Raw genomic sequence first — 24,898 nt, forward strand, 5'->3', positions numbered from 1 at the left:
AACCCTTTACGCAATATTGTTGAGAGCGATTTATGTCTGAAATCCTTCATCCATTACAATCTGAGGTGACTCTGATTACCTCATTCCAAGATGCCGACCCGATGGGCGTGATCTATCACGGTAATTACTTCCGATTTTTTGAAGAAGTAAGGAGCATCATGATGAATAATATTGAGTACAACTACCATGAGATGAAGGACTCAGGCTACATGTGGCCGATCATCGACACGCGTGTAAAGTACATTAAGGCGATACCGTTCAATCATCAGATCAAGGTATCGGCTAAGTTGACTGAATGGGAAAACCGCCTGCGTGTTGACTACGAAATTCACGATGCCAACACAGGTGCTCGCATGACACGCGCCCACACCATGCAGGTTGCGGTGACCATTGAAGAACAAGAGATGTGCTTCGCTTCACCGAAAGTGTTTACAGATAAAGTCGAGCACTGGCACCAGTTTGGCTGCTTACCCCAATCAACTGAGCAGCAACCAAGCGACCAACAATCAGACCAACCTCAAGTATCTAACACACAGCAGCAGGTGAAACATGAGTCTGTTTAAACGCAGTCGCAAACACATCAGCATCGCACTACTATGGCTTGCCTCAATGATGGCGAGTAGTTTTGTTATTGCTAATGAAAGTACAGCTACGGTTGGTTCTATTTCAGATCTGCAAACAGTATTAAGCGCAAACAACATAGTGCGTGGTGAGTTCACCCAAACGCGCAACATGGAAATGTTCGCCCAGCCTCTAACATCACAAGGTACTTTCCTGTTAGACAAGTCGAATGGTTTGCTTTGGACACAAACTACCCCCTTTCCTGTTAGCTTGGTGCTAACCGATAACAAACTGAGCCAAAGGTTTGCCGATCAACCCGCTAAAATCATCACCGATAAAGAAAACCCAATGGCGTTTTATTTCAGCCATATCTTCTTGTCGGTGTTTCATGGGGATACGCAAAAACTCCAAGAACAATTCTCACTCGACTTTGAGCCTGCAACCACTACAAACACTGATGAAAGTGCAAACGCAAGTTCACAAGACACACGATGGACACTCACTCTAAAGCCGAAAAGTGCTCCGATGAACGCGGTATTTGAAGCCATTACTCTGCAAGGTCAAAATGATATTGAACGCATTGAACTGAGAGAGATTCGTGGAGACAGCACGGTGATCGAATTTAGTCAGTTAAGCCATCTACCGGAAGTATTATCAGATGCTGAAGCGCAACAATTCCAACTCTAGTCTTGCCCTTGTTTGGCTTGTTGTCGTCATGCTATTTAGCGGATTGTTGATAAAACAATTCGCTTTTTCTTCGTCGGTACCGATTGAAAGCAACATCCTAAAGTTACTACCAGAAAACCAGCAAGACCCAATGGTAGAGCAAGCCTTTCAGCAGATATCCAGCTCGATGAGCGAGCAAGTGGTGTTTATCATCAGCGCCCCCGATATCGAACAAGCCATGGTTGCGACCGACGCTTTTGAAAAAGCTCTCAACCAAAGAGCCTTTTCAAGTCAGCCAACTCTGTTTCAGCAAGTTCAAGGCAAAATCAGCGCCAGCACTCAAAGCCAATGGAGCGATTTCTACTTTCGTCACCGAGCTCAACTGCTTACCCAGCAACAAAAAGAGACGCTGACCCACTCGCCGGATTCACGAGCTCAATACGTCATTCAGTCTCTGTACAATCCGTTCTCAGGCGTCACTGCAGCCGAACTGTCGATGGATCCATTTCTACTATTTCGCGACTACATCAGTGCTGTTGGCGTTCAATCAAGTAACTTTGTTCTGAAAGAGGGATACCTCACCGCTCAATCTAATGACCAAACTCATATTTTGGTGACGGCGACTTTGGCGGGTTCACCTTATAGCTTGGCCATTCAAGAGCAACTTCCCGATCTTGATTCAATTGAGCGCGAAGTCGAAAAGCAGTTTGGCGTCAAAGTGCAGCATACCGGTGTGGTGTTCTACGCCAATTACGGTACCGAAAGTGCGAAATCAGAAATCAGTACCATTGGTTTGGGCTCTTTGGCCGGTGTTATTTTATTGGTGTGGCTGACGTTTCGTAGTGCCCTACCACTCGCCTTATCTTTACTCTCAATCAGTACTGGGTTATTGGTTGCGCTGGCAAGCACCGTCGCTATCTTCGGCAAGGTTCATCTGTTTAGTTTGGTGTTTGGCGCTAGCTTGATTGGCGTATCCATCGATTACTCCTTTCACTACCTGACTGACCGCTTGGCAGCTGGAAGTAAATGGCAAAGTGACAAAGGCTTGAAACACATTATCATTGCGATCACCTTAGGTCTTATCACCAGCTTGATTGGCTACTTAGGTTTGTTGGTCGCGCCTTTCCCGGGATTGCAGCAACTTGCTCTGTTTTCGTCGATTGGACTGATCGCAGCTTACGCCAGCGTGGTGTGCTGGTATCCGGTTTTAGCGGCAAAACCAAGCCAAGAACGCCCTCTTCCGTTGTCGAAGCTTTGGCATACTTGGTTAAGTCTCTGGAGCAACCAAAAGTTTAGAATTGGCTTACCATTAATAGTGACTGTCGTTAGCTTGATATCACTCAGTCAAATTCGCTACGACGACGATATTCGCCAACTTCAAGCGATGCCAGATCAACTCAAACAGCAAGAGCAAGCCATTACTGAGATATCAGGATTAGGCAGTGGCCAAAATATGCTGCTGGTGACCGCTAAGAGCGATCAAAAGCTACTCAAAAAACTGGCAGAAATCACCGCGAGCTTAGACTCTTTAATCGATAGCCAAGGTATCTCAGGATATCGCAGCATCAATCAGCAGTTGTTAAGTAAACAAGACCAGCATGATAACTATCAATTGGTTGAACAACTCTATCGCCAGCAAAGCCATATCTTACAGAACACTCTTGGTTGGCCTAGCTTTCCAGAATTACCTAAGTTCGAAGCAATCACGGTATCTGGGTTTTTGGAATCACCGGTGTCAGAACCTGTTCGACCACTTTGGTTAAAACCTATCGATGGACAAGCGGCGTCAGTCATTTTGATCAAAGACGTTACAAACTCAGCTCTGTTCTCTCAATGGCTCGATTCAAGCTTTGCTCAGCAACAAGGTGTTAAATACCTTAATAAAGCCGATGAAATCTCCGCTCTCTTTGCGGAATACAGAGTCAAGATCACCGAGCTATTATTGATAGCTTTGGCCGCTATTGGGATGGTTTTAGGTTGGCGCTACGGTGTGAAGCAAAGCCTATTAATGCTGTTGCCTTCATTGATTGCCGGAGTCGCAGGTCTAGCGGTCACGGGCATTTTAGGCTCGACACTGAATCTGTTTAACCTGCTTGGGCTGATTCTAATTTTAGGGATTGGTATCGACTATACCCTGTTCTTTGCTGAGCAGAAAAAATCGCTAAGCACCTTATTAGCGATCACCCTATCGGGTCTCACAACGTTGCTTTCATTTGGCTTATTGTCACTAAGTCAGACTCATGCCATTCATAGCTTCGGTGTTACTGTTCTGACAGGGATCTTTGTCGCGTGGCTACTTTCGCCACTCGCGATCAACAATAGCAAAAACGTAGAAAGACCAACTTCTCGAGAGGTTTTTAGATGATCAGGACATTAAAAATCACCTTCGTCACGCTAGTGGGTGTAATGCTCAGTGCCTGCTCGATGGTTTCTCAGCAGCCAACTGGTGCAAGTGTGTCTATCAACAATGACACCGAGCTAGCACTACCATTGCCAGCTGAACTAGGGTACTCCCTCACGGCCAGTCAGCTCATCAGCGCTACGTGGGAAACCGATACGCAGCAACTTCCGGTTCAAGTCGAAGTGACAGCGGATAAAGTGGTTTTGGCGGGGTTTTCTTCTTGGGGTACTCGCATCCTATCGCTGCAATATCAAAATCATGTGATTGATACGCAGGTTTTGTCTGGGCTTGGCGCAACTTTGCCACAACCTGAACAGGTGCTATTTAATTTGATGCTGACCTTATGGCCGACTGAAGCCTGGACTCAGCCTTTGCAAACCATAGATTGGCATCTAGTCGATACTGACAATACAAGAACCGTGTTTGACGACGACCAACAAGCCATTATTCGTATCGAGTATCAAGCAAAAGCCAATGAACCGAAGCTCTCTGGAGACATTGTTTTCAAGCATTTGATTCAAGGCTACACCATCACCATACAAACGTTGAACTCAACGATTGTCGATAACCCAAGTAAGAGCTGAATACTATGCCTATTTATATCCAAGACTGTGGTTTCCACTCTGCGTTAGGCTCAAGCGTTGCTGACATTCATGGCTGCCTCAAAGGGGCGCGTGAATCGAACATGGTTGAAGTAAGCGATATGCTGAATGATGGTAAGCACACTATCGTGGGTAAGGTCGGGGGCGAACTGCCAGAGGTTCCATCCAATCTCACACAATACGCCACTCGTAACAATCAACTGGCGTTATCAGCTCTAAATCAAATCCAAGACTCTATCGAGCAAGCAAAATCACAATTTGGCGCAGATAGAATTGCTGTGGTTATCGGCACAAGCACCTCGGGGATTTCTGATGGTGAAGCTGCTTTCAAACATAAATTGGCAAACGGTGAGTTTCCTGAGCATTATCACTACTCCAAACAAGAGCTAGGGAATACCTCAGAGTTTGTTAGTCAATATTGCTCGTTGACAGGGCCAAGCTACGCAATCTCGACCGCCTGCTCATCAAGCGGCCGTGTTTTTCTTACCGCTCAACGCTTGTTAGATTCTGGAATGGCGGATGCAGTGTTGGTTGGAGGTGTCGATACCTTATGTAAACTTACGCTCAATGGCTTCCATGGCCTTGAAGCGCTTTCAACGACACATTGTCAGCCTTTTAGTACTTCTAGAGATGGTATTAATATCGGAGAAGCCGCCGCATTTATGCTGCTTAGCAAAATAAAACCATCGAACAACTTACCCAATATTGCTCTGTTAGGTTGTGGTGATAGTTCTGATGCGCACCATATATCAGCCCCTCACCCTGAAGGAAATGGCGCAGAACACGCCATGAGAAAGGCACTGAACGCTGCACAGCTAACAGCAGAGGACATCGGCTATATCAATGCCCATGGCACCGCTACGCCTCTCAATGACTCAATGGAAAGCAAAGCCATTCATCGTATTTTTGCAAACAAGGTTCCCGTCAGTTCCACCAAGCCACTCACCGGGCATACTCTTGGAGCCGCGAGTGCGATAGAAGCAACAATAGCATGGCATATTTTAAAATATGACTTACCGCTTCCCTTACAAAAATGTCAGGATAAAGCTGAGGATATTGAGATTGATTTGGTAAACTGTGCCCAGAAACTTAAAGTAAAGAACATCTTAAGCAACTCTTTTGCTTTTGGTGGCAACAACATTAGCCTGATTTTTGGTGTAGTAAATGACTGATATCCCTTCTGTAGACCAACTCCTCCCACATGATGACCCGATGATATTAATCGATCGTGCTATCAGCGTAGAGGCGTTATCGATTCACTGCCAAGTGGATATTGGAGCACATAACCTGTTCTTTAACGCAGACACTCAAACCGTACCCGCTTATGTTGGTATCGAGTTTATGGCGCAGTCGGTTGCCGCTTGGTCTGGATACCACGCGATAAAAAACGGCACCACTCCACCCATCGGGTTTTTACTGGGTTCTCGTCGTTACAAATCACTTTGTGACCAATTTTCTCAAGGGCAAACCCTTGATATCTACGCCGAGCAACTGATGGAAGACAGTGGCATGGCCGTGTTTACCGCCAGAGTCGAAGACCAAGGCGAATTGATGGCTCAATGCCAACTTAATGTCTATGTGCCAACTGAACACAAATTACAAGAAATGAAAACTAGGAGCCCATCATGACCCGTCAGGTATTAGTCACTGGTGCCAGTAAAGGCATTGGTAAAGCGATCGCTATTCAACTCGCAAAAGACGGGTTTGAAATCGCCGTTCATTACATGGGTGACAAGCAAGGTGCCGAAGATACCTTAAAGTCGATCACTGAATTGGGTGGCGCAGGACGTCTGATCCAATTCGATATCAGCAATCGCAGTGAATGCCGTGAAACGCTTGAATCAGATATAGCTAAACATGGCGCTTACTATGGTGTAGTAAATAACGCGGGCATTACTCGTGATACGGCCTTCCCTGCCATGACGGAAGAAGAGTGGGATGGCGTGATCCATACCAATCTCGACAGCTTCTACAACGTACTTCACCCGTGCGTAATGCCTATGGTTCAAAAACGCAAAGGCGGTCGAATCGTTACTCTGGCGTCGGTATCTGGCATCATGGGCAACCGCGGTCAAACCAACTATGCGGCGGCAAAAGCCGGCGTGATTGGCGCGACTAAGTCTCTGGCTCTTGAGCTCGCAAAACGCAAGATCACAGTAAACTGTGTTGCTCCAGGATTAATCGATACCGGTATGGTTGATGAGCACGTGAAAGATCACGCTCTACCTCAAGTGCCACTGCGCCGCATGGGCGAGCCAGAAGAAGTGGCTGGCCTAGTCAGCTACCTAATGTCTGATATTGCAGGCTACGTCACTCGCCAAGTAATTTCTGTCAATGGAGGCTTAGTATGACCCACCGCGTTGTTGTAACTGGCATGTCTGGTGTTACTGCCTTTGGTAATGATTGGCAGCACATCGAGCCAAAACTGAAAGCGTGTGAAAATGCCACTCAATATATGCCAAGTTTTGAGCAATACGATGGCCTCAACACTAAGCTAGCTGCGCCTATTGATGACTTCCAATTACCAAAACACTACAAACGTAAACAGGTTCGAGGCATGGGTCGGGTTTCTCGCTTAGCCACTGTCGCGACTGAAGATGCTTTAACACAAGCCGGATTAATTGGACATGATGTTCTAACTAACGGAGAAACGGGCATTGCCTACGGGTCTTCAACCGGCAGTACTGATGCCGTAGGTGCGTTTGGTGTGATGCTTAATGAGAAATCGACACGAGCAATCACAGCAACTACCTATGTTCAAATGATGCCACACACTGCTGCGGTCAACGTTGGACTGTTCTTTGGCTTGCGCGGGCGCGTGATTCCCACCAGCAGTGCCTGCACTTCAGGAAGCCAAGCGATTGGTTACGCTTATGAAGCGATCAAACACGGCTACCAAACCGTGATGGTTGCTGGTGGTGGTGAAGAACTATGCCCAACTGAGTCTGCCGTTTTCGATACCCTTTTTGCTACCAGTTTAAAAAACGACACACCAGAAAAATCCCCTAGCCCTTACGACAGTGAGCGCGATGGCTTAGTTATCGGTGAAGGCGCCGGCACGCTTGTTCTTGAAGAATATGAACATGCCGTTGCTCGTGGCGCAAAAATCTACGCTGAGATTGTCGGCTTTGCCAGCAACTGCGATGCGGCTCATGTGACTCAACCTCAAATGGAAACCATGCAAGTTTGTATGGAGAAAGCACTCAAAGACGCACAGCTTCCGGCTGAAAAGATCGGTTATGTTTCTGCTCACGGTACCGCAACTGAAAAAGGCGATATTGCAGAAAGTAATGCTACAGCGAACATTTTCGGAGAAGTGCCAATCAGTTCATTGAAAAGCTACTTTGGTCATACGCTTGGTGCGTGTGGTGCAATTGAGGCTTGGTTAAGCCTAGAGATGATGCATTCAGGCTGGTTCAGTCCAACATTGAACCTTGAAAACATTGACGAACGCTGCGGTAAACTTGATTACATCACGGGCTCAGGCCGCGAACTGGATGTTGAATACCTAATGAGCAACAACTTTGCCTTTGGCGGGATCAACACTTCCATCATCTTCAAAAAAATCTAGGATAGATAATGAAAAACTGGCTAGCTCTTGCTGTTGTCTTTTTACTCGCAGGTTGCAGTGCTCCGAAGTATTCGGGCAATGCACTTCCTGAAGCAAACAACATCGAAAATATCACGATCGTGGAAGATGTAAAAACACGCAGCATTTTCCTCGATTCCATGCTCGATTGGTGCCTGAACAATCAGGTCAAATGTAAAGTCGTTGCAGACGGTTCAGAACATAATCCAGAGGACATTACGCTTGATTATGTCTCTCGCTGGAGTTGGGATTTCAGAACCTTTGTGGCAGACGCCAAGATCTCAGCTTATCAAGATCAACAGCGCGTAGGCAACGTAGAATTTAAGGCACCTAATAGCGGCAATTTATCAAAGTTTGGCGACGATATGGAACGCATTAAAGCGATGATGGATATCTTGTTCGATAAGAAAACAGCGGCTCAAGCGACCCAACTGATTGCTGACGACAAGCTATAACGAATCCAGTTCTGATCAGCAGAGTTCGGTTCGACAAAGCTCTAATCGAAAAAGTTCTAATCGACGAAGCTCTAAGCGACGAAGCTCAAGACAAATAAAAAGGGTCAGTAACCAAGTTACTGACCCTTTTTTGAATCTAGCATTAGCTCAATTAAGCGTTAGCTTCACGCTCAGCGATGAACTCAAGAGCCATCTTGATGCGAGCGATTACGCGCTCTTTACCAACAAGCTCCATTACTGCATCAACAGAAGGAGACTGACCGCCACCTGTTACTGCTACGCGAAGTGGCATACCGATTTTACCCATGCCGATCTCTAGCTCTTCACATACTGCTGCAATCACACCATCTTTGATGTTTGCAGTAGTGAAATCTTCAAGTGCTTCAACCTTAGCAAGAGCAAGATCTAGTGGGCCTTTAGCAACACCACGTAGGTGCTTCTTCGCTGCGCCAGCTTCAAACTCAGAGAAGTCTTCGTAGAAGTAACGAGACTGCTCAGCAAGTTCGATAAGCGTGTTACAACGCTCGCCAACTAGCGTGATCACTTCAGTGATCGCTGGGCCGTTTGTTGTATCGATCTTTTGTGCATCTAGGTGCCATTGCAGGTATTTTGCAACGTACTCAGGCTCAGAAGTCTTGATGTAGTGGTTGTTCAACCAAAGTAGTTTTTCAGTGTTGAATGCAGATGCAGACTTGCTGATTGCGTTCAGGCTGAAGAATTCAATCATCTCTTCTTGAGAGAAGATCTCTTGGTCACCGTGAGACCAGCCTAAACGAACTAGGTAGTTGTTTAGTGCATTTGGTAGGTAACCTTCGTCGCGGTATTGCATTACTGATACAGCACCGTGACGCTTAGAAAGTTTCGCACCGTCATCACCAAGAATCATTGCACAGTGAGCGAAAGTTGGAACTGGCGCGCCTAGTGCTTCGTAGATGTTGATTTGACGAGGTGTGTTGTTGATGTGGTCTTCACCACGAACAACGTGTGTAATACCCATATCCCAGTCATCCACTACAACTACGAAGTTGTAAGTTGGAGCACCGTCTGTACGACGAATGATTAGGTCATCAAGTTGGCTGTTCGCGATTTCAATGCGACCACGGATTTGGTCATCAAATACTACGCTGCCTTCTTTAGGGTTACGGAAACGGATAACGCATGCATCACCTTCTTTTGCTGCTTCGTTTGCTGCAACAATTTTAGGGTGGTTCGCATCGTAACGAGCCATTTCTTTGTTTTCTTCTTGTACTGCACGAATCTCATCAAGCAGTTCTTTAGACGCGTAACATTTGAATGCTTTGTCTTCAGCAAGTAGCTTATCAACCATTTCGTTGTAACGGTCAAAACGCTTAGATTGGTAGTAAGGACCTTCATCCCATTCCATACCCATCCATTGCATGCCTTCTAGAATTGCATCAACCGCTTCTTGAGAGTTACGCTCAAGGTCCGTGTCTTCGATACGCAGAACGAATTCACCACCTTGATTCTTAGCGAATAGCCAAGAGTAAAGTGCAGTACGTGCACCACCAACGTGAAGATAGCCAGTTGGGCTAGGAGCAAAACGAGTTTTAACCGTCATTTAAATACCTTGATTATGTAGGTGATTCTTTTAGTGATTGCCATTACAAAGCCTGCAACAGAAAAATATCACTAAATTTTGGGCGCTATTTTATCACCACCGCTTAAATCTACAATCAGTAGTGAATGATTAATGCACGGATCTTGTGCGAAAGCGACTGTAGAAAGGCCAAATCCAGCTTCGATGTAGCAAATCTATAGCCTGAGCCAGTAAATTATAGCCATGCTTTTCTTTAACTCTCGCCTATCCCACAAACTTAACCCACCCATTCATATGCCACTAAGATCAAATTCTTGAATTTATGTTTGACCTTACCCTTACGGTAAGGTTTATGTTGGGCGTAGATGAGAATTGGAGTATCGATATGAAGCATTACACAACCGCACTCAACGGCCTAAATTGCATGGGATGCGCGAAGAAAGTCCGCACACTGTTTGATGGTCTCGATAATACGAAGATCAACGACATATCGCCGACATACATCGATATTTCCACTCCTTTTAGTTACGTTCAACTCAACGAACAACTAGCGACGCTTGGTTATAGCATGGGTAATAAACTGCACCTTTCGCTATCTGGTCTTAGCTGCGGTAAGTGTGTGAGCAAGCTGACTCAGACGATTCAACAAACTGAGCAAGCCTCAAATCTAAACGTCACCAAACATGAATTGTCGTTGGTTACTCTGCTTGAAGAATCCGAGATTATTGAGCTAGTCGAAAGTGTGGGTTATCACGCAGCTCCCTACTCTGAAGCCAATGACCTTTTATCTAATTCAGATTCAGAAGAAAATAAAAAACCAACGCCGGCTGAACCGACACAAGCTAAAACTGCAGCTAGCCAATATACTTATCACCTTGTTCTTGAGGGAATGACGTGTGCAAGTTGTGTTTCTTCGGTAGAGAAAGCGCTGAAAAAAAATGATTTCGTCGACCAAGCTCAGATCAACCTCGCTGAACAGACAGCCTTGGTCTTCACCTCTAAAACACGTAACGTCATCGAAAACGCTCTAATAGAATCGGTGAAAGCCGCAGGTTACGGCGCCGAGTTCGTTGATGACGCGGCAACTCAACAACAAAAACAGCAAGAACAACAACTTCGTACCCAAAAAGCTTTCCTAAAGAATTCAGTAAGCGCGCTGTTTATCGGTGCTCCGCTGATGGCGTGGGGTCTGTTCGGTGGCAGCATGACCATTGCTACATTTAACGACCAATTAGCTTGGGGATTAGTTGGTGTGGTCTGTTTGATACTGCTTGCGACTTCAGGACGCAGCTTCTTCACTAACGCTTGGCAATCACTCATGCATAAGCGTGCGACCATGGATACGTTAGTTGCTTTAGGTACGGGCGCAGCATGGTTCTACTCTATGCTGGTTGTGCTGATTCCATCATGGTTCCCAGAACCATCGCGTCATGTCTATTTTGAAGCAAGTGCAATGATTGTCGGCCTTATTTCTTTAGGGCATTACATTGAAGCCAAAGCCAAAGCACGCACTACGAAATCTTTACAGGCACTGATTAACTTACAGCCTCAAACAGCGGTAGTTATTGTCGATGATAAAGAACAAACCATTGCCGTAGAGGCGATTCAAGTCGGTATGCAAGTACGAGTGAAACCGGGAGAAAAAGTCCCGGTTGATGGTGTTGTGGTATCTGGCGAATCTTATATCGATGAATCGATGCTGACTGGTGAACCGCTTCCCAACGTTAAATCGATTAATGATGGGGTTTCTGCGGGCACCATTAATGGTGATGGTAGTTTAATCATTGAAGCGACTGGGATTGGCTCAAGCACCATGTTGGCTCGAATCATTCAAATGGTTCGCCAAGCACAAAGCAGTAAACCAGCAATCGCCAAGCTTGCCGATTCTATCTCAGCCGTTTTCGTTCCGGTTGTGGTCGCAATCGCAGCCGTTGCCGCCTTAGTTTGGTTTTTCTTTGGCCCACAGCCAAGCGCGAGCTACATGCTCGTAGTATCAACCACAGTACTGATTATCGCCTGTCCATGTGCGTTAGGCCTAGCAACGCCACTGTCGATTACTGTTGGCGTGGGTAAAGCCGCTGAGTTTGGCGTTCTTATTAAAGATGCGGATGTATTGCAGTCTGCCAGCAAGATCGATGCTGTTGTGTTTGATAAAACAGGTACGTTGACCCAAGGCAAACCAACCGTTCAACAGGCCTTTTACTCTAATCTAACGGAGCAAGAGTTACTGGCTTATGCTTATTCAGTAGAAGTGGGATCTGAGCACCCACTCGCCAAAGCCGTTTGCCAATATGCAGAGAGCCTACAAATTTCAGCACTACCTCATAGCGAGTTCGAAAACCAACGAGGGCTTGGCGTACAAGCAACAATTAGCGGCAAGAACGTGCAAGTCGGCTCACTTAAGTACCTAACCCAATTAGGCATCAATACTGAGATTGGCGCAGATTTTATCGAGCTTTGCCGCTCGCAAGCATGGACACCCATCTTCGTTGTAATCGATCAAAAACTCGAAGGCATATTGGGCATTTCAGACGCGTTAAAAATAGATAGCAAACAGGCGATAGCTCAACTAAAATCCGCCGGAATTCACACTGTGCTATTAACAGGCGACAACGATTCTGTTGCTCAAGCGATTGGTAAAAGTGTCGGTATCGACGAGGTTATCTCGGAGGTGCTTCCAGAGCAGAAAGCTCAGCATATTGTTCAGCTGCAACAACAATATAAGAGTGTTGCTATGGTCGGAGACGGTATTAACGATGCACCAGCTCTTGCTCAAGCAGATATAGGAATCGCAATGGGCAGTGGCAGTGATGTCGCGATTGAAAGTGCGCAAATGACGCTACTCAACTCATCGCCATTATCAGTAAGCAATGCGATCGAGTTGTCCCAAGCGACCGTAAGAAATATGAAGCAAAACCTGTTTGGTGCCTTCATTTATAACTCGCTTGGTATTCCTATCGCAGCCGGTGTGCTCTACCCATTTTTCGGATTTCTGCTTAGTCCTGTCGTTGCAGGCGCTGCGATGGCGATGTCGTCAATTACGGTAGTAAGCAATGCCAACAGATTAAGACTTTTCAAACCCACACATTCTAATATCAACAAAAACCATATTCATGAGGTTAACCATGATTCGTAAAATTATGACTCTTACAGCACTCGCTGCAATTTCAGGACAAGCTCTCGCGACTGATGTTCTAAACCATAAGTCTCCATACTGTGGCTGCTGCACAGAATGGACAGAACACATGCAAGACGCAGGTTTCGATGTCACAGAGAAACTCCATGATGACATGAATCCTATCAAGCAGAAGTTAGGAGTAACGCCAGAGCTGGCTTCTTGCCATACGGCAGAGATCGACGGTTACGTATTTGAAGGGCACATTCCAGCAGAAGACGTTAAAGCCTTTTTAGAAAACCCACCACGCAATGCGATTGGCTTAGCGGTTCCAGGTATGCCAATGGGCTCACCGGGCATGGAATATGGCGATAAGAAAGACGAGTATTCTGTGTATGCGTTTAATGAAGAAGGTCAGGTGTTTGAGTACCGTCACTACAACGGAAAATAAAGCTTAACTAGACCAACGCAAAGCAATAAAAAGAAGTCATAAAAATAGAGCCTAGCATGAGTAAACCCAAGACTGTGGTTTACTTGCTAGGCTCTTTGCTTTTGGACAGTAAAGCAAATCTTGTCGCGGCACCAACCGGGCTGTTAGTGCCGCTATATTTCTCCTCGCTAATTGGCTAAGAAGCTATTTAACAAAAAGCTATTTAACAAAAAAACTAATTAGCGAAGAAGCTCACTCGGCTAATAATCTAATAGACTAAGCAGCCAAGTGAATCGGCTTAGAAGCCGTAAGAAGCACCGAATACGAATGCGTTGTTCTGCTTAGAATCGCCGTTTGCGAAATCTACACCGTTAGCTTGGCTACGGAACTCAAAGTAAGGTTGAACACCTTGACGAGTCCATGTAGCACGTAACTCATGATCCATCGCTTCAGCATCAATCATGTATACGTTGTTGTAGCTAAGTGCTAGGTCAGCATTCACTGTGTAACCAATGCGGTTATCCATGCGGTAATCTGTATCAGCATTAGCCGAAGTATCATCGATGTGTGCACGAGTACGGTTGCTAATAGAAATACCGTTATCGAAGTTGTAACCGATCTTAACTAATGGACGGAACTGAATGCTCTCACCTGCAGAGAATAGGTGTTGGTAACCAGCAGCAACCCATAATTTGTCAGTAATGTTGAAAGATTGCTCACCACCGACAGTGATGCCTGGAGTAGTATTACCTGCACCGCCATTTTCAGATTCAAGTTTGCCCAGTTGGATGCCATCAAACTCAGAATAAACCGTGAAACCGCCTAGAGAGTTGTCAAACGTGTGACCAGCTTCTAGCGTAGAAGTCATATCAGAACCGTGGATACGGCCATCGTCATGAATTTGGATGTTACCTGTAACGTAAGAAGAACCAGCAAAAGCACTAGAAGCAAAAGCAAGAGAAAGTGCACTTAGAGCGATAATTTTTTTCATAGTAAACTGCCTTAGTTTGATTTTTTCAGCGGCACATCTTCGGTACATCATTCACCTTCACCGCTTGAGTAGTTAGTTGCCTCCCTGGCATGAAATCTATGTTGCTCGAATTAATTTGCGTTTCAAAATAAAAGAATGAGCAGAGTGATCTCTCTCACTATCAAAAAAGAACAAGTTATTTAACACATTAAAATCAGTCACTTAAAAACATAAAAATTGATAAAAAACTCAAGATTAAAAAACGAACAGATCAGGATTACATTATTTTACGATGCGAAATTAGATTTAGTTGGTTGAATCACACCTGATTTAGAGTTTTTGATGAGAGACTTATTTTTTGAAGAGAATAATGAGAAGCGCGTCACTTTTGCGATGGAACTCACCTTATGTACATTGTTGACGATATACATAAAGGCTATTTCTATATGTTTCAGTTTAAGAGAAGTAGCTAACTTGATTTGGACGAAAAAAAAGCTCCCACTCTTATCTGAATCAGATAAAAGCTAGGGAGCTCTTCTATTAATGTTGCTTGTCGATTATTTTACCAAAGTTACTCGACTTACTTTCTCGCCACTTTCAGAGATAGAGCGGATGTACGTTTCACCAGAAACCGAAGGACGTTGCTGCTCATCATAAGTCAGCCAGTTTTCACCATCAGCAGAGTATTGAAGCTCTACACCTGGGAATTGAACGTTCATCGCTAGCTTACCATCAACAACCTGAGCACCCGGAACTGGTAGTCGGTAATCAATACCCGCTTTCTCGAGCTTAGCCAGCTCACGTTGACCAACAATATTCGCGAAGCGATTAAAGTCGCTGTTTAGAGCCTGCTTATTCACTAAGTCAGTATCTTGAGAGTACTCAACGCCCACTTTGTAGTCGTTTTCCCAATCGGCTCGGTGCCATGCACGCTCAGCTGCTGCAAGAACACGAGGGAACACCATGTATTCATACTGCTCGTCAGTACGTACAGTTTCAGACCAAAGCTGCGCTGACAAACCGTAGAAAGGTTTCGCTTCAATCTCACCTTTACCACTGAAGCCATTGCCGTCACGGTCTAATGACGTTTCTGCGTTTTGTGGCATGTTCTCTGGAGCAAAACCAAACATCTTACGAGTATCGGTTGCACGCGTTGCCCAGTAGTAACCACGTTCTGCTGCGTCTACTTCGTATGGCATATCCATGTATACGTAATCTGGGTTAGAGACAATCACGTCATAACCTTTCGCTGACCAGTCGTACACTGATGAAGTGCCGCCCCAGTAAAGAACGTCCCAGAAGTTAACGCGAGTCGTTTCAGTAGCGAAGCCAGATTCACCCTCTTCCACATACTTCAAGCCATCTTGCCAAGCTTGGAAGTGAGGAATTCCTTTGTCTGCAACAATTTTTGATACTTCTTTTGCAAAGTAGCCAGGTAGGTGACCGAAATCACTCACTGAACCATCAGCAATCAAAGACTGACATTGTGGAGACTGTTGGAATGGTTTGTCTTGCTTGTCTAGCTCAATGTTACCTTTCCACGCCACTTTATCTTGAGCATCAACATCTTGAAAGCCTGCGCCTAGCTTGATGTTTTTCGCTTCATCACCACCAAAGTGCCAAGTCGTTAGCGGCATACCCGCCTCATTGTGCATTGCTGCAATTTCAGTAATCACTTTATCAACAAAGCGAGTCGATGACTCCATACATGGGTTGATGAAGCTGTGCTTATCGTAGAACTGAATCGTCGTCACGTTTGAAGTATCTTGTGGGTCCATCAAGCGGTATTCACTTGCTTCCGCTTCTTTACCTTCCGCCATTAGGCGAGTGTAACGCGCTTCCATTGATACCACAGCAGAACGAGCGTGTGCTGGCATATCAATTTCTGGAATTACTTCGATGCTGCGCGCTTTTGCGTAGCTTAAGATCTCGACGTAATCCGCTTTACTAAAGAAACCAGAGCCAAAGTTGTCTGTTGTTGGACCTGAACCTAGCTGAGGCAGTAAACAGCTTTGCTCCTCCAAATCAAAACAACGATTAGACCCTACATCCGTTAGCTCTGGTAACCCCGGGATTTCTAAACGCCAGCCTTCATCATCCGTTAAGTGAAGGTGCAGTTTGTTCATCTTGTAGGCTGCCATTTGATCTAGCGTTGCTAGGATGGCATCTTTTGAGTGGAAGTTACGAGCAACATCCACCATCACACCACGGTAGTCAAAGCGTGGCGCATCTTGGATCGACAGTTGTGGTAATGATTCAGCATTCTGACTGTCTATTAGGCCAAAAATAGACTGAACTGCGTAGAAAGCACCTGTTTTATCAAACGCTTTAATCGCAATCCCCTCTTCCGAGATGCTTAGTTCATAAGCGCCAGATTTCGCTAAATCACCCGTAAACTGAGTAGGAACAACAGCAACACTAACAGGTAGGTCGCCACTCACATCTACGTTTACCACATCTGCACGTTCTTCAATTGCAGCGAACTGCTCAGAATCAAATGCGTCTTTAGGTAGGGCAATACCACCAGCAATGCTCACTGAACCTTCGCCCGCTTCTACCGACATTGGCGTTGGTAGTAAAGTGGTTGATACATCTTGCGTTGCCAGATCAGCATTATTTTCAAAGCGAGTAACCGCTGTTGCCATGACATTGTTGTCATCAGGTGTACGCTTAAGGTTGTTTCCTTCCAAACCGGTTACGAACGACGCGACATCTTCCGTATTCAATGAAGCAATCATCTTAGGTTCAGCGTTTGGCGCAGTTACGAATGCACCCGGCATAAAGTCAGTTTCAAACAGTTGCCAGTACTCACTCGTTAACGGAAGAATCACTTCTTCACCAGCAGCAAAACCATCGAACTTATCTGTAGGTTCTAGTTTGTGTAGGTCGCCCGTTACACGAGTGATTTTAAACTGCTCATTATCAACATCTAAGATAAGGCGAATACTGTGGAAGTAGATAGTCCAATCTTTCGAATCGATCGCTTCACCGTCATTGGTCAGAGTCATGTTCACTTTGTTACATGATGCCCACTCTGCGCCTAAATCCTGACAAGCCATGCCTTCGTTTGCGCCGTGGTTCGTCAAAATTTCGTATTGCACATCAAGGTTATCAGCCAGTGCATTAACCACCTTTTGTTCTGGTGCTTGTGTTACCGCACACCCCGTTAAACCAGCAAGTACCGCTACAGATAGTAAGTTTCTCTTCAACATCGTATTCACCCATAAATTTAAAAAATTGAGTCAGAAGCAAAATAGAACGCTTCAAAAGTTAGATTAACTATATGGCCTTATTTTTCGCCGTGAATTAAATCAAGTTAATAAAGTGATCGACTTCAAATCTAAAAAATATTGATAAAATTAACCTTATTAAAATCATAAAGTTACCGACATCGACAGTTCCGTCAGTTTTATTTTGACGTAATATTTGAGAATTGAATCACAATCTTTTGAAAGGATTTCATAAAATCGTGTCGTTGTTACTGAGAAAGGTTTAAGAGTTTGTTGGTGTTGTTATACTTTTCGTACAAACAACGTGACATCGTTCTCAAAAAAAACCGTTAAAAAACACCGTCAAAATCGATTTTGACGAGTTTAATACTTCCTAAAGGAGCTCCCTTTGCGCCCATTCTTCTACATGGTTTTATTCGTTCTCGCTTTTTCAGCTAGGCAAGCGGTCGCCGAGCCCCTTTATTGGCAAGCAAAAAAGGAGGATCTGACACTCACTATCTTAGGTTCCGTGCACGTTGGGGACGAGAGTATGTACCCACTTCCTTCAGCGATCATCAACGCGCTAAAAAACAGTGATGGGTTAGTTATCGAAACGGATATCAGAAAGTCTGATGGCGTTGTATATCCCCACAACAAACTCACTACTGCCGATGTACTCAATGAAGAACAGCTGCAATTATTAACCGACATATCAAAATCGTTGGAGATGCCGACGCAACAACTGCTCAGCTCGCCGCCTTGGGCGACTTCTCTCTCCATACAGATGCAGCAACTAAAAAACCTTGGTTATGGCTCCGCCGGCGGCGTTGATGCGACGCTAGCTTACAAAGCGACTATCCAAGATGTTCCGGTTATCAGTTTAGAACCATTACAATTCCAAATAGACCTGATGACAAAACAAAAGGATGACGGTAAGGAATGGTTAGTCAGTAGCCTTGAGGAATTTGACCAAACTGATCGTGTGGTTCATTGCCTAATTGAAAGCTGGAAAGCGGGTGATTTAGCGAAGCTGGAAGCCTTCGCAGAGCTGTCTGAGATGTCGCTTGAACTCGAGAAAGCATTCTTAACTGATCGCAATATCGACTGGGCAAACAAGCTATCCGCCAATGATTGGAAACTCGATTCAAATGGGAATTATTTGATCGTGGTTGGCGCCTTGCACCTAGTTGGCGAAGGTAACCTTTTACAGTTGTTAAAAGAGAAAGGTTTTAATGTCACTCAACAATCACAAAGCCAACAGGCTCAGTGTCAATTTGAGGTTAGTGACGACAACTAACTAAATTCGGGACCATGACCTTCTCATAATATAACCATTACCTAATAACAGAATCATTACATTTAATAGCACCATAACGGTGCTATTATCTTTCGCTCTTTTTATACACGGTGTTGTTCTCATGAAACCAGTACTCTTCGCTTTACCTTTAGCCATCGCGATCCTGATGCCCACGGCAGCGTCTGCCAAAGAAACTTGTACCATCGAACAGTTTCAAGCCATCGACATTCAGCCTGATACAAAAGGCGGCGTGCTAGATAAAGAAAGCGGACAGTTTTTGATTACTGAAAAGCCACCCATGCGATGCGCGAATATTACTTTCACGACGTCTACGACACGCAACCGTATCGCAAGCCAAATGAATGGTAATTTTGAAGCAAGCTTTTACGATGGCAAGACAGGTAACTCTCACTCGGTGACTTTTAACGAAGATGAAGTACAGGCAGGCTACATTCGAATTGGTCCAAATAACCCTGTTGAAGCTTATGTTTGCTTTGTTACCTCAGAGACGCCAATCAAGAACATCACTTGTGATGTGAAGTAAACAGATTTGGGACGGGCTTATTGAGTCAATCCTTTTCTCTATGCGGGATGTTTAGAACAACAAGAGATTCCCGACTCGCTCCTTCGTCACTCTAGGGAATGACGCACATACCAAAATGCAAAAAAGTCGTAGCCCTTCTCTATAATAAATGGTCTACGGCTTCTTTAATGTGGCGTTGAAGAGCTTATTTTGAACATCAGGCGAACCCGTTGACCAAGTGATTATCTTTATCCTGAAATGCAAAAAAGGCTTCTCATTTCTGAGAAGCCTTTTTCTTAATGTGGTCGGTGAAGAGGGATTCGAACCCCCGACCCTCTGGTCCCAAACCAGATGCGCTACCAAGCTGCGCTATTCACCGAGATATCTAACTGGCTGATTGCCTGTCGATGAAGCGTATAATACGGATTCTGAATTTATGCGCAAGAGCTTTTTTCACTCTTTTTTACAATATCGAATCGTTCGAACAAAAGACGTACAACCTAACGGCTAATGTGACGAAAAACACACACTCAACAACAAGTATTTAACTTATGAAACAGGATTGATCCAGATCAGTGAATTGATAACGCTACTTAATACACTAAGCCATGTCATATAACTTTGAGGTATACACATGGACTTTTGGCTAGAACTCCTATTTGGTAATGCAGTGGGGCTATCTTCAATGATAGTAATATTCGGGGCTCTGGGTCTCATGATGTTCTATGGAGGCTTCTTCATCTACAAAGTTATGACTGAAAAATCTCCTCACTAGAATCGCTCAGCCTAAGTCATCTACTTTTAAGTATCATTTTCTTTGGGTGGATGTAAAAACGCTTTGCACCGGAGCAGGCTTATTGTCTTCTCCGGTTTTTTCATTTTTAAACCCGGCCTCAACTTAGGTATACTTACCCTATCCTTCTCCAACTTGAGATACACACTATGTCTCATGATGACGACTTAGATCTATTCCAAGAAATGATGGGCGATGTTAAACGTATCGACCATGACACCGCCGAACACCAGAAAGTACACCGAGTCACAGAATCTCACCTTGCTAAGCGTGAAGCCGCTATGTGGCTGTCTGACGACGAGAAAGACTACTTATCATTAGACTACTCACCAATGATCAAGCCAGACGACGTCATTGCTTACAAGAAAGATGGTGTACAAGAAGGCGTATATAAAAAGCTGCGCTTAGGCAAATACCCTATTCAGGCCAAACTCGACCTTCATAGGAAAACACTGAAAGACGCTCGTAACGAAGTACTCTCATTTTTACGCCAGTGTTTAAGAATGGATGTTCGCACCGTTATCATTGTTCACGGTAAAGGTGAGCGCTCGAACCCACCAGCAATGATGAAAAGCTACGTGGCGAATTGGCTCACGCAAATTAACGACGTTCAATGTGTTCACTCTGCTCAGCAATTTCATGGTGGTACTGGCGCAGTCTACGTTATGCTCAGAAAGAGTAATGAGAAAAAGCTAGAGAACAGAGAGCGCCATCAAAAACGCACCAGTTAACTGGTTGAAACAGATAAGTACACTGATATCGAATTGCATCAAGATCGATATTTCGTGCCTAGACTCACACCAAGTGCTAAAATTGTCCTCAGTTAACGAATCCCAACTCAAAGCAACTATCCAAAAGTTGCTTTTTGTTTATCTATATTTCCGTTGTGAAACGCTAAGAGAATATCATGTCACAAGAATCCCAAGCTAAACGCCTTAATAAATACATCAGTGAAACTGGTTTTTGCTCACGCCGCGAAGCCGACAAACTCATTGATGCAGGCCGAGTTACTATTAACGGTAAGATCCCTGAAATGGGTACTAAAGTCTTGCCCGGTGATGATGTTGAGATCGACAATAAACCTGTTCGCTCAAAAGAGAAGCCGATCTACATTGCTCTTAATAAACCAACAGGCATCACCTGTACTACTGAACGTGATATTCCTGGCAACATCGTCGACTTTATCGGCCACCACAAACGTATTTTCCCTATTGGTCGTCTAGATAAGCCTTCTGATGGTCTTATCTTCTTGACCAACGATGGCGACATCGTAAACAAAATCCTACGTGCCGGTAACAACCACGAGAAAGAATACGTGGTGCGTGTAGATAAGCCGATTACGACTGAGTTCTTGAAGCAAATGGGCGCTGGCGTTCATATTCTCGATACTGTTACCTTGCCATGTAAGGTCGAGAAAGAAACCAAATTTTCGTTCCGAATCACACTAACGCAAGGCCTTAACCGCCAAATTCGCCGTATGTGTGAAGCATTGGGTTACGAGGTATTTAAGCTGCGCCGTGTTCGTATTATGAACATCTCATTAGACGGCATTCCTAACGGGAAATGGCGCTACCTGAGCGACGAAGAGATCACTGAAATTTTAGCGATGTGTGAAGGCTCTGTAAGTACTGAAGATGCATCAAAAATGAACGCGAAAGGTCAACGCATTCGCAAAGCGACAGACGCAAAACTTTTTGATAGCCGTGAAGAAAACCAAACTTCCACAGCGCGCCGTAATCAAAACGAGAACCGTACTCGCACCTATCGCGGTAATAATGCGGATGAATTCCGTCATGCGCCTAACTCGAAACGTGGCCGTAACTCATCGAATGGTGAAAGCGGTGGCAATACCGAGAACTGGAAATCGAACTCTCGTTCAGAGCGTTCTAATTCAGATAGAAACAGTTCGGATCGCACCCGCACAGATCGCAACAATAACGATCGTCGAAGCGGTAAGCCTGCACCGAAGCGTGTTGGTGGTACTTTAGGTCTGAAGAAGTAGTCATAATTCGTCCTCAATGTACAAGCACATTTCAGGATAGACACTCAATATAAAAGCGCCCGCTAGGTTAATCTAGTGGGCGTTTTTGTTTGTCATTCGGTAGTTGTATCATCATGACAACGACAATCTATAAACATAGATCAGCAAACTGACCGCGAGTCAGTAGCGCTAAGTCTTTTGGGTCGAGTTCAATTTCTAGCCCGCGCTTCCCTGCACTCACGCATATCGTTTCAAAATCTGTCGCGCTGGAATGAACAAAGGTAGGCAAGGCTTTTTTCTGACCAAGAGGGCTGATCCCACCCACCACATAACCCGTGGTTTTCTGAGCAATATCAGGGTTCGCCATCTCTGCTTTTTTGCCTTTTGCCGCTTTTGCCGCAAGCTTCAGGTTTAGCTTCTGATCAACGGGAATAACGGCAACAGCTAAATCTTTAGCTACGCCATTCAAACAGAACAAAAGCGTTTTAAATACACGTTTGGGATCTTGACCAAGCGCTTCGACAGCCTCTAATCCATAATTCGTGTTATTCGCATCGTGGTGATATTGATGCACGCTATGAGCGATTTTCTTTTTCTTGGCGAGATTGATTGCAGGGGTCATAACAAATCCAAACGATAGATAAACAAAAAGCGACGCCTCGGCGTCGCTTTAGTTAAATTTATCATGGTGCTAGAGTCAATCTAATTTAGCACCTATTGACTCTATCAACTGGGTTTAATTACTTGTAAACCATTTGACCAGAAGGTGCGTACTTGTTCACGTCAACTGGGCTGTTCGCTTCTAGGTACTCTTTCAGTACTTCAGCATCAACAAAACCTGTGTTCACGTAACCAGGGTGACCAGAAAGTTTAGGGTAACCGTCGCCACCAGCCGCGTTGAAGCTTGGCACTGTGAAACGGTATGTTTCGTCTAAACGAAGCTGTTTGCCACCGATGAAGACATTCGATACTTCACCATTTGCTACTGTCATTGAAATGCCAGCGAACTGCGCGTAAGCACCAGAATCGATTGGTTTCGTCGCCACAACGTTTAGGTAATCTAGAACTTCTTTACCTGTCATGTCTGTGTAAGTCAGGATGTTTGCAAAAGGTTGTACCTTCAGTACATCTTTGTAAGTGACATTGCCCGCTTCAATTGAGTCACGAACGCCACCAGAGTTCATCACAGCGAAGTCTGCTTGTGCACGCTCCATGTGAGAAGTCGCAATCAAACGACCTAGGTTAGTTTGTTGGAAACGCACCACGTTACGATCGCCTTCAAGCTTGCCATTTGTCTCAGCAATTTGAACTTCTAGCTGTGCTTGACCTTGCTCTTGGAAAGGACGTAGGAATTCAAGCAACTCTGGATCTTGTGCGATCTCATCTTGAATAAGAACACGTTGCTTCTTACCGTCAATCTTAACTTTCTTCTTAAGGTTAACTGGAACCAGATCGTAGCTCACCATCTCTAGCTCGCCGTTACGGAATTCGTAATCAGCACGACCTACGTACTTGCCCCACTCGTGAGCTTGAACGATGTAGGTACCATTCTGTACGTCTGGTTTACATTCATCACCCGGCTTGAAGTTTTTCTTCGCAACGTTAGGGCCTTCCATACATACAGGCTCTTGAGAGTGACCACCAACGATCATGTCTAGGTCGCCTTCGTTTAGGTAACGAGCAAGTGCTACATCACCCGGTGCGTTAACACCACGTTGGCCGTTTTCGTAGTGACCCATGTGAGTCACAGCGAAGATTAAGTCTGGCTTCTCTGTTTCTTTAAGTTCAGCGATCAGCTTCTTCGCTTCTTCTTTAGGGTCACGGAAATCAATGCTCGCGATAAACTCAGGGTTACCGATTTTTGCCGTATCTTCAGTGGTTAGACCGATAACCGCAATCTTGATACCTTGCTTTTCAAACATCTCGTAAGCTTGGAACTTGCGTTCACCTGTTGCTTTGTCATAGATGTTTGCAGATAGCATTGGGAAGTTAGCCCAGTCGATCTGCTTTTGTAGTACGTCTAAAGAGTTGTCAAACTCGTGGTTACCCAATGCCATTGCATCGTAACCAATTTTATTCATACCTTTGAAATCAGGTTCTGCATCCTGAAGATCTGACTCTGGCACACCGGTGTTGATGTCACCACCAGATAGAAGCAACACGCTACCGCCTTCTGCTTCAACTTCAGCACGAAGTTGGTCAACAAGCGTTTTACGCGCAGACATGCCGTATTCACCGTATTTGTTCTGCCAAAAACGACCATGGTTGTCGTTAGTGTGTAGAACCGTTAGCTTGTAAGTTTCGTCTTGGTTCCAATCTTGAGTTGATTGAGACGCACACCCAGCTAGAGTAGCTAGGATTGCAGCACTTAGTGCTGTCTTTAGAATAAGGCGTTGCTTCATTGTCATACCTTTGAACTTTTTAGGGGAATCCACTGCTTTTTATAATCTATTGCGACCCCTTTCCTGGAGTTCGAACAATAAGACTTCAACATGACTAATCTTAAATTAACATTCTAGATGTAACACGACGATTTCATATTTATGTCGAATTGGTCACGCATAGATCGGCAGTTAAGTGTAACAAAATTATGAGATTACACTCAAACTTCCCCTGCATCACAGGCAATCGTTTACTTATAAAGTGTGATGAACATCAGTAATTTACTATAAACAGGACAGAACTCACACACCTATACCACTTTCTTAGGGAATCAGAGGTTCTGTTAACAAAGATTTAATCATCTGC

At 44.8% G+C, this 24,898-nt stretch carries 21 protein-coding genes and 1 tRNA gene; 16 read left to right on the plus strand and 6 right to left on the minus strand.

The genetic code is table 11. From position 1 onward, the window contains the following. The first annotated feature begins 32 nt into the window (after nucleotides 1-32). Genes L3V36_RS12715 through L3V36_RS12755 form a run of 9 tightly spaced genes read left to right on the plus strand, consistent with a single transcriptional unit; the run spans nucleotide 33 to nucleotide 8,274 of the window. On the plus strand, nucleotides 33-563 hold the full coding sequence (locus L3V36_RS12715) for an acyl-CoA thioesterase (RefSeq protein ID WP_102449227.1): 531 nt from the start codon (nucleotides 33-35) through the stop codon (nucleotides 561-563). Further along, nucleotides 550-1,248: an outer membrane lipoprotein carrier protein LolA gene (locus tag L3V36_RS12720; protein ID WP_017095986.1), complete on the plus strand. Its 699-nt coding sequence runs from the start codon at nucleotides 550-552 to the stop codon at nucleotides 1,246-1,248. The genes L3V36_RS12715 and L3V36_RS12720 overlap by 14 nt, the downstream gene beginning before the upstream one ends. Further along, on the plus strand, nucleotides 1,220-3,592 hold the full coding sequence (locus L3V36_RS12725; RefSeq protein WP_208775095.1) for an MMPL family transporter: 2,373 nt from the start codon (nucleotides 1,220-1,222) through the stop codon (nucleotides 3,590-3,592). Before L3V36_RS12720 ends, L3V36_RS12725 begins: the two co-directional genes overlap by 29 nt. After that, complete coding sequence (locus L3V36_RS12730; protein WP_208775096.1) at nucleotides 3,589-4,212, plus strand: DUF3261 domain-containing protein; 624 nt, start codon at nucleotides 3,589-3,591, stop codon at nucleotides 4,210-4,212. The genes L3V36_RS12725 and L3V36_RS12730 overlap by 4 nt, the downstream gene beginning before the upstream one ends. A gap of 5 nt (nucleotides 4,213-4,217) precedes the next feature. After that, the gene (locus L3V36_RS12735; RefSeq protein WP_208775102.1) at nucleotides 4,218-5,402 is read left to right on the plus strand and encodes a beta-ketoacyl-[acyl-carrier-protein] synthase family protein; all 1,185 of its coding nucleotides are present in this window, start codon (nucleotides 4,218-4,220) and stop codon (nucleotides 5,400-5,402) included. Continuing rightward, nucleotides 5,395-5,859: a hotdog family protein gene (locus L3V36_RS12740; RefSeq protein WP_102447594.1), complete on the plus strand. Its 465-nt coding sequence runs from the start codon at nucleotides 5,395-5,397 to the stop codon at nucleotides 5,857-5,859. The genes L3V36_RS12735 and L3V36_RS12740 overlap by 8 nt, the downstream gene beginning before the upstream one ends. Next, on the plus strand, nucleotides 5,856-6,581 hold the full coding sequence (locus L3V36_RS12745) for a 3-ketoacyl-ACP reductase FabG2 (RefSeq protein WP_145572152.1): 726 nt from the start codon (nucleotides 5,856-5,858) through the stop codon (nucleotides 6,579-6,581). The genes L3V36_RS12740 and L3V36_RS12745 overlap by 4 nt, the downstream gene beginning before the upstream one ends. After that, on the plus strand, nucleotides 6,578-7,801 hold the full coding sequence (locus L3V36_RS12750) for a beta-ketoacyl-ACP synthase (RefSeq protein WP_017076635.1): 1,224 nt from the start codon (nucleotides 6,578-6,580) through the stop codon (nucleotides 7,799-7,801). The genes L3V36_RS12745 and L3V36_RS12750 overlap by 4 nt, the downstream gene beginning before the upstream one ends. 8 nt (nucleotides 7,802-7,809) lie before the next feature. Further along, the gene (locus L3V36_RS12755; RefSeq protein ID WP_102447593.1) at nucleotides 7,810-8,274 is read left to right on the plus strand and encodes an Sbal_3080 family lipoprotein; all 465 of its coding nucleotides are present in this window, start codon (nucleotides 7,810-7,812) and stop codon (nucleotides 8,272-8,274) included. 151 nt (nucleotides 8,275-8,425) lie between these two features. On the opposite strand, the gene gltX is transcribed toward L3V36_RS12755, so the two are convergent. Continuing rightward, entirely contained in the window at nucleotides 8,426-9,853 is a 1,428-nt protein-coding gene (gene gltX / locus L3V36_RS12760) for a glutamate--tRNA ligase (protein WP_208775104.1), read from the minus strand. A gap of 301 nt (nucleotides 9,854-10,154) precedes the next feature. Between gltX and L3V36_RS12765 the strand changes: the two genes are divergently transcribed. Then, a complete protein-coding gene (locus L3V36_RS12765) occupies nucleotides 10,155-12,968 on the plus strand; it encodes a heavy metal translocating P-type ATPase (RefSeq protein ID WP_208775106.1) in 2,814 nt (937 codons plus the stop codon). Further along, on the plus strand, nucleotides 12,958-13,398 hold the full coding sequence (locus L3V36_RS12770) for a DUF411 domain-containing protein (RefSeq protein WP_208775107.1): 441 nt from the start codon (nucleotides 12,958-12,960) through the stop codon (nucleotides 13,396-13,398). Before L3V36_RS12765 ends, L3V36_RS12770 begins: the two co-directional genes overlap by 11 nt. Before the next feature lie 277 nt (nucleotides 13,399-13,675). On the opposite strand, the gene L3V36_RS12775 is transcribed toward L3V36_RS12770, so the two are convergent. Further along, nucleotides 13,676-14,368, minus strand: a complete 693-nt coding sequence (locus L3V36_RS12775) for an oligogalacturonate-specific porin KdgM family protein (protein WP_004736127.1) — start codon at nucleotides 14,366-14,368, stop codon at nucleotides 13,676-13,678. A gap of 536 nt (nucleotides 14,369-14,904) precedes the next feature. Next, the gene (locus L3V36_RS12780) at nucleotides 14,905-17,559 is read right to left on the minus strand and encodes a beta-N-acetylhexosaminidase (RefSeq protein WP_208775109.1); all 2,655 of its coding nucleotides are present in this window, start codon (nucleotides 17,557-17,559) and stop codon (nucleotides 14,905-14,907) included. Nucleotides 17,560-17,965: 406 nt separating this feature from the next. Between L3V36_RS12780 and L3V36_RS12785 the strand changes: the two genes are divergently transcribed. Beyond that, the gene (locus L3V36_RS12785; protein ID WP_208775111.1) at nucleotides 17,966-18,853 is read left to right on the plus strand and encodes a TraB/GumN family protein; all 888 of its coding nucleotides are present in this window, start codon (nucleotides 17,966-17,968) and stop codon (nucleotides 18,851-18,853) included. A 121-nt stretch (nucleotides 18,854-18,974) separates the two neighbouring features. Continuing rightward, nucleotides 18,975-19,397 (plus strand): hypothetical protein, encoded by a 423-nt coding sequence (locus L3V36_RS12790; RefSeq protein ID WP_102447585.1) that lies wholly within the window; start codon nucleotides 18,975-18,977, stop codon nucleotides 19,395-19,397. Nucleotides 19,398-19,678: 281 nt separating this feature from the next. Here the strand turns inward: L3V36_RS12790 and L3V36_RS12795 are convergent. Next, a tRNA-Pro gene (locus L3V36_RS12795) sits at nucleotides 19,679-19,755 on the minus strand. A 255-nt stretch (nucleotides 19,756-20,010) separates the two neighbouring features. On the opposite strand from L3V36_RS12795, the gene L3V36_RS12800 reads away from it, so the two are divergent. The 3 genes from L3V36_RS12800 to rluF all read left to right on the plus strand — a co-directional run bounded on the left by L3V36_RS12800 (nucleotide 20,011) and on the right by rluF (nucleotide 22,171). Continuing rightward, nucleotides 20,011-20,151 carry a DUF3149 domain-containing protein gene (locus L3V36_RS12800; RefSeq protein ID WP_004736246.1) on the plus strand — a complete coding sequence of 47 codons (141 nt, stop codon included), beginning with the start codon at nucleotides 20,011-20,013 and terminating at the stop codon, nucleotides 20,149-20,151. A 167-nt stretch (nucleotides 20,152-20,318) separates the two neighbouring features. Next, nucleotides 20,319-20,900, plus strand: coding sequence for a DNA endonuclease SmrA (smrA, locus tag L3V36_RS12805; RefSeq protein ID WP_017076135.1), 582 nt, complete (start codon nucleotides 20,319-20,321; stop codon nucleotides 20,898-20,900). 176 nt (nucleotides 20,901-21,076) lie between these two features. Beyond that, nucleotides 21,077-22,171, plus strand: a complete 1,095-nt coding sequence (gene rluF, locus L3V36_RS12810) for a 23S rRNA pseudouridine(2604) synthase RluF (protein WP_004736244.1) — start codon at nucleotides 21,077-21,079, stop codon at nucleotides 22,169-22,171. Between the two features lie 127 nt (nucleotides 22,172-22,298). Here rluF and ybaK read toward each other — a convergent pair whose 3' ends face one another. Both ybaK and ushA read right to left on the minus strand, forming a co-directional pair. After that, the gene (ybaK, locus tag L3V36_RS12815) at nucleotides 22,299-22,772 is read right to left on the minus strand and encodes a Cys-tRNA(Pro) deacylase (protein WP_017076861.1); all 474 of its coding nucleotides are present in this window, start codon (nucleotides 22,770-22,772) and stop codon (nucleotides 22,299-22,301) included. Between the two features lie 118 nt (nucleotides 22,773-22,890). Further along, nucleotides 22,891-24,552 carry a bifunctional UDP-sugar hydrolase/5'-nucleotidase UshA gene (gene ushA / locus L3V36_RS12820; protein ID WP_054542527.1) on the minus strand — a complete coding sequence of 554 codons (1,662 nt, stop codon included), beginning with the start codon at nucleotides 24,550-24,552 and terminating at the stop codon, nucleotides 22,891-22,893. Between the last annotated feature and the right edge of the window lie 346 nt (nucleotides 24,553-24,898).

It is taken from the genome of Vibrio sp. G-C-1 (assembly GCF_021728015.1).
Lineage (GTDB): Bacteria > Pseudomonadota > Gammaproteobacteria > Enterobacterales > Vibrionaceae > Vibrio > Vibrio splendidus.

Excerpts from the sequence above, each read along its gene's own strand:
- L3V36_RS12715 (WP_102449227.1), top strand. The coding sequence starts at position 33 with ATGTCTGAAATCCTTCATCCATTACAATCTGAGGTGACTCTGATTACC.
- L3V36_RS12720 (WP_017095986.1), top strand. The coding sequence starts at position 550 with ATGAGTCTGTTTAAACGCAGTCGCAAACACATCAGCATCGCACTACTA.
- L3V36_RS12725 (WP_208775095.1), top strand. The coding sequence starts at position 1,220 with ATGCTGAAGCGCAACAATTCCAACTCTAGTCTTGCCCTTGTTTGGCTT.
- L3V36_RS12730 (WP_208775096.1), top strand. The coding sequence starts at position 3,589 with ATGATCAGGACATTAAAAATCACCTTCGTCACGCTAGTGGGTGTAATG.
- L3V36_RS12735 (WP_208775102.1), top strand. The coding sequence starts at position 4,218 with ATGCCTATTTATATCCAAGACTGTGGTTTCCACTCTGCGTTAGGCTCA.
- L3V36_RS12740 (WP_102447594.1), top strand. The coding sequence starts at position 5,395 with ATGACTGATATCCCTTCTGTAGACCAACTCCTCCCACATGATGACCCG.
- L3V36_RS12745 (WP_145572152.1), top strand. The coding sequence starts at position 5,856 with ATGACCCGTCAGGTATTAGTCACTGGTGCCAGTAAAGGCATTGGTAAA.
- L3V36_RS12750 (WP_017076635.1), top strand. The coding sequence starts at position 6,578 with ATGACCCACCGCGTTGTTGTAACTGGCATGTCTGGTGTTACTGCCTTT.
- L3V36_RS12755 (WP_102447593.1), top strand. The coding sequence starts at position 7,810 with ATGAAAAACTGGCTAGCTCTTGCTGTTGTCTTTTTACTCGCAGGTTGC.
- gltX (WP_208775104.1), bottom strand. The coding sequence starts at position 9,853 with ATGACGGTTAAAACTCGTTTTGCTCCTAGCCCAACTGGCTATCTTCAC.
- L3V36_RS12765 (WP_208775106.1), top strand. The coding sequence starts at position 10,155 with ATGTTTGACCTTACCCTTACGGTAAGGTTTATGTTGGGCGTAGATGAG.
- L3V36_RS12770 (WP_208775107.1), top strand. The coding sequence starts at position 12,958 with ATGATTCGTAAAATTATGACTCTTACAGCACTCGCTGCAATTTCAGGA.
- L3V36_RS12775 (WP_004736127.1), bottom strand. The coding sequence starts at position 14,368 with ATGAAAAAAATTATCGCTCTAAGTGCACTTTCTCTTGCTTTTGCTTCT.
- L3V36_RS12780 (WP_208775109.1), bottom strand. The coding sequence starts at position 17,559 with ATGTTGAAGAGAAACTTACTATCTGTAGCGGTACTTGCTGGTTTAACG.
- L3V36_RS12790 (WP_102447585.1), top strand. The coding sequence starts at position 18,975 with ATGAAACCAGTACTCTTCGCTTTACCTTTAGCCATCGCGATCCTGATG.
- L3V36_RS12800 (WP_004736246.1), top strand. The coding sequence starts at position 20,011 with ATGGACTTTTGGCTAGAACTCCTATTTGGTAATGCAGTGGGGCTATCT.
- smrA (WP_017076135.1), top strand. The coding sequence starts at position 20,319 with ATGTCTCATGATGACGACTTAGATCTATTCCAAGAAATGATGGGCGAT.
- rluF (WP_004736244.1), top strand. The coding sequence starts at position 21,077 with ATGTCACAAGAATCCCAAGCTAAACGCCTTAATAAATACATCAGTGAA.
- ybaK (WP_017076861.1), bottom strand. The coding sequence starts at position 22,772 with ATGACCCCTGCAATCAATCTCGCCAAGAAAAAGAAAATCGCTCATAGC.
- ushA (WP_054542527.1), bottom strand. The coding sequence starts at position 24,552 with ATGAAGCAACGCCTTATTCTAAAGACAGCACTAAGTGCTGCAATCCTA.